The following is an 8,529-nucleotide window of genomic DNA, read 5'->3' as shown; positions in this document are numbered from 1 at the left end:
GAGCAAACTACCGTATTAGTTGGTGGTGTAATAGTCGGCACTGTTGGTTTATCTTTGATTTCTAAACTGGTAGCCGAACTTGGGTCAGATTCACAGCCGTTCAGAACACATTTAGCTGAAATTGAATATGTCCCGACTGCCGAAAGCGTCAAACTTGTGCTTGTTGAATTATTCGACCAAAGAATAGTTCCAGTAGTACAATTGGCTGTTAAAGTCAGCGAATTTGGCGAACAAACTACCATATTAGTTGGTGGTGTAACAGTCGGCACTGTTGGTTTATCTTTGATTTCTAAACTGGTAGCCGAACTTGGGTTAGATTCGCAGCCGTTCAGAACACATTTAGCTGAAATTGAATACGTCCCGACTGCCGAAATTGTCAAACTTGTGCTGGTTGAATTATTCGACCAAAGAATAGTTCCAGTGGTACAATTGGCTGTTAAAGTCAGCGTATTTGGCGAGCAGACTACTGTATTAGTTGGTGGTGTAATAGTCGGCACTGTTGGTTTATCTTTGATTTCTAAACTCGTAGCCGAACTTAGGTCAGATTCACAGCCGTTCAGAACACATTTAGCTGAAATTGAATACGTCCCGACTGCCGAAATTGTCAAACTTGTGCTTGTTGAATTATTCGACCAAAGAATAGTTCCAGTAGAGCAATTGGCTGTCAAAGTTAGCGTATTTGGCGAGCAGACTACTGTATTAGTTGGTGGTGTAATAGTCGGCACTGTTGGTTTATCTTTGATTTCTAAACTCGTAGCCGAACTTGGGTTAGATTCGCAGCCGTTCAGAATACATTTAGCTGAGATGGAATATGTCCCGACTGCCGAAATTGTCAAACTTGTGCTGGTTGAATTATTCGACCAAAGAATAGTTCCAGTAGAGCAATTGGCTGTCAAAGTTAGCGTATTTGGCGAGCAAACTACCGTATTAGTTGGTGGTGTAATAGTCGGCACGGTTGGTTTAGCTTTGATTTCTAAACTCGTTGTTGTACTTGCATCTGATTCACAACCGTTTAAGATACATTTGGCTGAAATTGAATATGTCCCGACTGCACTTAAAAACAAACTTGAAGTAGTCGAATTATCCGACCATAATACTGTGCCTGTTGCACAAGTTGCCGTTAAGGTTAACGTATTTGGTGAACAGACTACCGTGTTGGTCGGTGGCGTAATGGTCGGCACACTTGGTTTGGCTTTGATTTCCAAATTCGTTGTAGAACTTGGGTCTGATTCACAGCCATTCAATACACATTTGGCTGTTATTGAGTATGTTCCGACTGCACTTAAAAACAAACTTGAAGTAGTCGAATTATTCGACCACAAAACTGTGCCTGTTGTGCAGTTAGCTGTTAGAGTTAAACTTGTTGGAGAACAAACCACTAATTGACTCGGTGGTGTGATGGTTGGCACATTGGGTTTGGCTTTGATTTCCAAATTCGTTGCCGAACTGGCATCTGATTCACAGCCGTTCAAAACACATTTCGCTGAAATGGAATGTGTTCCGACTGTCGAAATTGTCAAACTCGTGCTTGTTGAATTATTCGACCAAAGGACAGTTCCAGTGGTACAATTGGTCGTTAAAGTCAGCGAATTTGGCGAACAAACTACCGTATTAGTTGGTGGTGTAATTGTTGGCACATTGGGTTTGGCTTTGATTTCCAAATTCGTTGCCGAACTGGCATCTGATTCACAGCCGTTCAAAACACATTTCGCTGAAATGGAATATGTCCCGACTGCCGAAATTGTCAAACTTGTGCTGGTTGAGTTATTCGACCAAAGAATAGTTCCAGTGGTACAATTGGCTGTTAAAGTCAACGTATTTGGCGAACAAACTACCGTATTAGTTGGTGGTGTAATTGTTGGCACATTGGGTTTGGCTTTTACTGTCAGTGAATTTAAAGATGCCGTCAAGCCACTCTCACAAGTAGTTTTACATGAAGCATAAAAGACTTGATTATTTCCCACAGGTGCATTATAACTGAATGCACTCCCTGTTCCGATTGCTGTTCCTCCAATAGATGAATTATACCAAGTTACTGTGCCTAATACACAAGTAGCTGACAAAGTAACGTTAGTCCCTTCACATACTGCTGAGGTATTTACGTTAACATTACTTGGAGACGATAATTCTTGAGTAACAACAGTACTGGCAGTTGTAGTACAACCATTTTCTCCTGTAACAGTAACGGTATATGTACCAGAAATATTAATTTGAGCTACAGCATTAGAAGAGGTATAACCATTTGGACCTGTCCATACATAAGATTGACCAGAAGCAACACTCCTTGTTACGGTCTGTTGAGCACATGTGATATTATCAGTTCCAGTGATATTCACCACAGGTGGAGTTATATCCTGTGATACCATAGTTGTTGCAGTTGCCGAACATCCTCCTGCCTCGGTCATTGTAACCATATAAGTTCCAGGTGTATTTATTGTAGCGGTTGCCGTTGAGGCTGTATAACTATTTGGCCCTGTCCATGAATAAGAGATTCCTGTAGAAACTGTTCTTGTAACCGAGGACTTCAGACAAGAAAGGTTTTCTGTACCTGTAATATTAACAGAAGTTGTAGCTCCTTGAGTTAAAGTCACACTTGTAGTGGCAGTACATAAATTTATATCTGTCACCGTAACTGAGTAATTACCAGAAGAAAGATTACTTAGGTCTTGAGTTGTTACCCCGCCAGTCCAAGCATAAGTGTAGGGTTGAGAGCCACCTGATACTGTTAAATCAATAGCTCCATTTGCCCCCCCGAGACAAGTTACGTTTTGGATATTAGTAGTTAGAGAAAGTGCTGCTGGTTGATTAATTGTAAAATTTTGAGCCTTCGTACAGCCATTACCATCTGTTACTGTACAAGTATAAGTTCCTGCCGAAAGACCTGTGATACTCGAAGTACTCCCACCGCCTGGAGACCAACTATAAGTATAACCAACTATGCCACCAGTAACCGATACACTTGCTGAACCATTAGTACCTCCATTGCAACTTACATTTACTTGTGATGGACTAATCGTTATTGCAGAAGGTTGTGTAATTGTGGCAGTCACTGTACCTGTACAGCCATTTACATCTGTAATGATGACCGAATAATTTCCAGCAGCGAGCCCAGTGCGGTCTTCTGTTGTGACGCCTCCACCCCAATTATATGTATATGAACCAGTACCACCTGTTGGGGTTAAATTTATTGCTCCGTTGAGTCCTCCATTACAAGAAACATTTGTAACCGAGGTAGTCCCAGACACAGCCAATGCTGGCTGTGTTACATTAAAAGTTTGAGTAGCCACACATCCATTATTATCCGTTACAGTACACGTCCAAGTTCCTGCCGAAAGACCAGTTACCGAGGTTGTTCCGTCACCTGTCGGGTTTCCTGGAGTCCAATTGTAGGTATATGGAGCAGAACCACCAGTTGCTGCATTGACTGATGCCGTACCATTAGTACCTCCGATACACGATACATTGGTTTTATTAAGTTGGCTTAATATTATTGTTGAAACAGTAAGTGTAGCAGTATTTGAATTTGTACTACAGGTAGAAGTTCCGTTTATTACAACGCATCTGTACACATAACCATTCATAGCCGAAGTAGCACCAGTTATTGTAAGCGTACTTGTAGTTGCATTGCTATAGACACCTGTGTTTGATATATCCGTAAACCCAGAACCTATATCTACTTGCCATTGATAAGCCGTAGCATTAGAAGCCGTTACGGAAAATGTTGTGTTATTACCATTACATATAGTACGGTTCGATGGGTTTGTAGAAACTGTTGGTGAAATACAGGAAACCCCAAAACTTGCAGTTGCGTATTGAAGTTGTCGAGGATTATCAGGGGAATATGAAGGCGAGCCACTTCCAGCAAAATGGTCAAACCATGTCATCGCAACATTACTATCGTTTAGTTCAGCTACCATAGTTACGGTAGCAGTTCTATTATTTCCAGCCATGATACTTCCTGTGTCCCAAGTAGAGGCACCTCCCGCTTTGTAAGCATACCTAACATCTCCAGTATTTGTTCCTGAAGATTGACCATTATAAATAAAAAAGATATTATTTGAGGAATTAATAGCTAATGATTGCCAAATACTATTACCAGTGCCGAAGTTCGAAACACTCCAAGAGCCACTTTCATTGGTGGCGTATTTAATTGCAAAAGAAGCATCTCTATTTAAAATATGAGCTTTCACATTACTATCTACCACAATATCCATTGAAGAAGAAGCATTATTACCAGTACTACCTGCAATTATTGTGGTAGGCGAACTCCATGTACCTGATACATTATTCAGATATACAAGACTGGCATCGACCCCACCATTGGTTTCTAAAGAAGCCGCAATGTGTGCTTTATTATTTTTATCAAGAGCAAAAGCAAAACTATTAATATCAACATTTGCTGTACTACTCACTGGTGCAGTCAATGCAGTTTGCATAGTCCAACTGGTTCCATTATAATACTGATACCGAATATACTGTCGTCTATCAATGAAATTAGCCGAAGTACCATCTTTAATTCTATAAGCCACATGGGGTTTATTATTAGAGTCTAACTCTAATTGTACTTCAAAATAGGTATAATTATTATATACATTTGTGTTAACGTTTTCCAATACAGTAAAGGTCCAGTTATTCCCATCCGAACTTTTTGCATAGGTTACATTTCCATAAATAGTGACACCGTTATCGGTACTGGTATAATTAATCAATGCAACATGATAATTGCCATTTGCATCAATTTCAAGAGCAAAACGTTCATACATACTACTACTACCAATATATTGATTTGGTATATCTGTTTGGTCAAATGAACCTACTACTGTCCAAGTTGAAGTGGCACTATCCCACCTTCTAATATCAAAAAAAGTAGTTTTTGGGTTTGAAGAATTAACAACTGTCCCGTAATTTCTCAGTACATAAAACTTGCCATCGGGGCCAATGTCTGAATCAGCGTAAATTAAAGCACTTCCATATCCAGTTGCCACCAAGCCGTTTGTAAAGGTTTGGGCATAAATGAAAGGTGATAGGAATATTAATAAGATGGTAAATGATAAAATTTTTCGCATTACAAGTATAGATAAAATGTCATTAATTTTCATTTTGTAGAGATACTTCTCTACTGCGGCCATAAGAATCTGAGCTTCAAGCTTTCGATATATATTGATGAGTTTTAGAATAAAAATCAAGTTCTAAAGGTGGCTAAAATATGTGGCTGTGTCCTTGTTAGTTATACGAAAAGGCCATTTCGGTTATGAGTATTTAATGTTGGGCAGATACTTTTTGGGGATTTCATAGTATTTTTCGGGTTTTAATTTACTTATGTCTTTCAATTAAACTTATGCCCTTTGGAGCATGTATTATTTGCTCAAAATTAGCCCCTTACCAATCCCCAAAAAATAATGGTTAACCCTTATTTTAATTTGCAGACAAGTCCATTACTTTTGTTTTATGATGCGAAATAGAATATTTATCATAGTGGGAATGGGTCTGTTGATATCGGCTATTGCTTGTAGGGATTCAGACCAAAAAAAAGGTAGTTTAAATACTACCCAAACTGGAGAATTGAGTAAATGGCTAACTAAACACAAACCAGAAGACTCTCTTTATCAAGAAAAATTATTAAAGTCATGGGAGCAAAGTGCTGTTAATGATTCTACAACACTTCGATTGATAGAAAAGTATGGGAATTCTTTATTGATAAAGAACAAAGTAGATTCGATATTTTTCGGTAAACTCATAAAAAACTTACCAAGCATCACTCACAATAAATTTCATCATAGTCTACTCAATATAGCAGGCGGCTATCTGAATATCGTAGGTAAAGCTGATAGTGCTATACATTTTTTTGAGCAGGCAATCAAGATATATGAAAAGTCAGGTAGTGACTCGCTAATGGAGAGTTCATATCTTAATCAAGGAAGAAGTCTATACAAAAAAACCTTGTATAAGGATGCTCTTTTAGCTTATAAGAAAGCACTAAATTACTCAGTAAAACTTCCACAAAATGGCAATCGCTGGACAATTGAAGCCTCTATCGGTAATGTATATTTAGACCTCAATGAAGACGAAAAAGCTGCCGAACAATACAGAATCGCTGCCGAAGCTTTTACCAAAGAAAAGCATTATGAAAGAGCCTTGGTAAATTACAGTAGTCTTACCAATGCCTATTCGAAACTAAAAGATAGTGTTAGGGGTATTAAAGCCTCTAACAGGGCATTATTTCTGCTCGATAGCCTAAAACCAGATGATTATTCAGCTTTTACGGTTTATTATAGTAGAGCTAATTTGTTAAAGAAAATAGGTAAGTTAGATGAGTCTTTGGAAATGCTTGAGAAAAGTATAGAAGCACAACGAAGATTAAAAAATATCTTTCTGGCTAATCGTTTGCAGCTTTATAAAGTTGAAGTTTATGCGGCATTAAAACAATGGGATAAAGCCCGAGAAATACTGGTACAACTATTGTCTTTTGCCAAAAATTACAAGGAGGACCCCTCATATTTGATGGATGTCTATGGACAACTGGCTCGAGTAGAGAATGCCAGCCAAAATTATAAAGATGCTCTGACTAATTTCTCAAATTATTATCGTATAAAAGATTCTATTGATGTCAGAAAACAAGCAACTGACATCATTAAACTCGAAAAAGAGTTCCAAACCAAAGAAAAAGACCTTCAACTTAAACTACAAGCTCAAAAACTTCAGTCGATTGAAAAAGAGAAAAACATGTGGACAGCAATTACGATTTTAGCAATCTTAACCGCTGGAATAGGCATTTATTACATTTATGCAAGAAGAAAGCAGCAAATGCAAATAAGAGAAGCCGAACTAAAACAAAAATATCATCAAGATTTAGTGATTGCTACCGAAAACGAGCAAGCTCGTATAGCAATGGACCTTCATGATGGAGTGGCATCCGAATTGCTGGTTTTAAAATCGTCTTTGGTTACTAATCCGCTTCAACACACAAAAAAGCAGATTGATGAAATCATTCAAGATATAAGGATGCTTACCCGTAAACTTTATCCTGTTCAACTTAAAAAAGTAGGGCTTTGTACTGCAACCATTGACCTTATTAACCAACTTGACAAGGAACACGATGTGTTTTTTTCTACTGAAATAGATGAATCGCTCAATAATATTCTTTCTGCTGAAAAACAATTGTATGTATTTCGGATTATTCAAGAAGGGCTTACCAACATCTTAAAACATGCCAATGCACAAGCAGCGTTTATTGAAATAAGTGCTAATTATGAAGGTAATTTTGAGTATGTTAACCTTACTATCAAAGATAATGGAAAGGGGTTTAGATGGCCTTTTCCTGAAGGCATTCATACCGAAACTCTTGGCTTAGCCTCTATTCAGCATAGAGCTGGGGTAATAGGTGCATCGCTTATAATTGATTCTATCGTTGGTCAAGGCACAACGATTTATTTGAAAATTCCCGTGTTATGATACCCATTACAATATTAGTTGCCGATGACCACCCGCTTATTGTAAAGGCTCTTGCTGATTTTTTGAGTAGTCATGGATATAATATAGTAGCGACCGAAACAAATGGCATACGTGCTTTTCATAAAATAATTAACCTAAAACCTCGGATTGCTCTTTTAGATATTGAAATGCCAGACCTTGGGGGCCTTGAAATAGCTGAAAAACTCTTTGGTAAAAGCGATGAAACTTTTATTATTTTTAATACAGTACATCGAGAGCAAAGTATTATTCAAAGAGCTAACGAATTAGGTGTAAAAGGTTATCTATTAAAAGAATACGCTTTAGACCAAATATTAGAGTGCATACAATCTATCTGTAATGGTAAACCATACTTTGGGAATGATTTAACAGTTTTAACTGAATTGGGTCAAGAAGAAAATATTCTTACAAAACTATCTCCATCAGAAATAAAAATTCTTCGTTTTATTTCTCAGGAGAAAAGCACCAAAGATATTGCTGAACGATTATTTATTGCCGAAAAAACCGTCGAAAAACATCGTTCTAATATCATTCGTAAACTTGGATTGTCTCAAACCAAAAATTCGCTCCTAATTTGGTCATTACAGCACAAAGAGGAATTATTAGGAATACACTAATGCGAATTGTTCAATAGCATCAAACATAGGAGATTAAATCAAATATATTAAATATAACTGGCTAATTTTGTTATTACATTTTATCATCTTTCTTACTTAAGTTATATCTTTCACTCAATGATTATATCTTCCAAACGAATAGATTTATCATATAACCGTGATTATTATAACGTGAGTTCGGGGTAATAAAAGAAATTTAAAACAATTATAGTCAATAAGTTATGTACTTAAAAATACTCCATAGAAGTCTTTGAGTTTGTTTTCTACGGCAGCGGGCCGACCGTCAATATAAAACTCCTCTGGGGCAAAAACAAACTATTCTAATCCCGAACTCACGTTATTATAGATAATCGAATGTTTATATAACTCAAAAGGCTCGATTGGTCGAGCCTTTTGAGTTATTCAATAATTGAAATTAAATTTTATAGAGTAGTAACCTATT

General features: G+C 37.4%; 3 protein-coding genes. 2 read left to right on the top strand and 1 reads right to left on the bottom strand.

The window, feature by feature from the left end; translation table 11 throughout:
- The coding region (locus IEX65_RS26915; RefSeq protein WP_188771326.1) for a beta strand repeat-containing protein at positions 1-5,066 on the bottom strand (5,066 nt) is incomplete at its 3' end.
- Positions 5,067-5,451: 385 nt separating this feature from the next.
- On the opposite strand from IEX65_RS26915, the gene IEX65_RS26910 reads away from it, so the two are divergent.
- Entirely contained in the window at positions 5,452-7,452 is a 2,001-nt protein-coding gene (locus tag IEX65_RS26910; protein WP_188771325.1) for a tetratricopeptide repeat-containing sensor histidine kinase, read from the top strand.
- Complete coding sequence (locus tag IEX65_RS26905; RefSeq protein WP_229250928.1) at positions 7,449-8,087, top strand: response regulator; 639 nt, start codon at positions 7,449-7,451, stop codon at positions 8,085-8,087. Before IEX65_RS26910 ends, IEX65_RS26905 begins: the two co-directional genes overlap by 4 nt.
- Positions 8,088-8,529: the final 442 nt, after the last annotated feature.

The organism is Emticicia aquatilis, assembly GCF_014644295.1.
Lineage (GTDB): Bacteria > Bacteroidota > Bacteroidia > Cytophagales > Spirosomataceae > Emticicia > Emticicia aquatilis.
This window is presented reverse-complemented; position numbering and strand designations above follow the sequence as displayed.

Bases quoted from the DNA above. Each gene is read 5' to 3' on its own strand.
- IEX65_RS26910 (WP_188771325.1), top strand. From the start codon at position 5,452: ATGCGAAATAGAATATTTATCATAGTGGGAATGGGTCTGTTGATATCG.
- IEX65_RS26905 (WP_229250928.1), top strand. From the start codon at position 7,449: ATGATACCCATTACAATATTAGTTGCCGATGACCACCCGCTTATTGTA.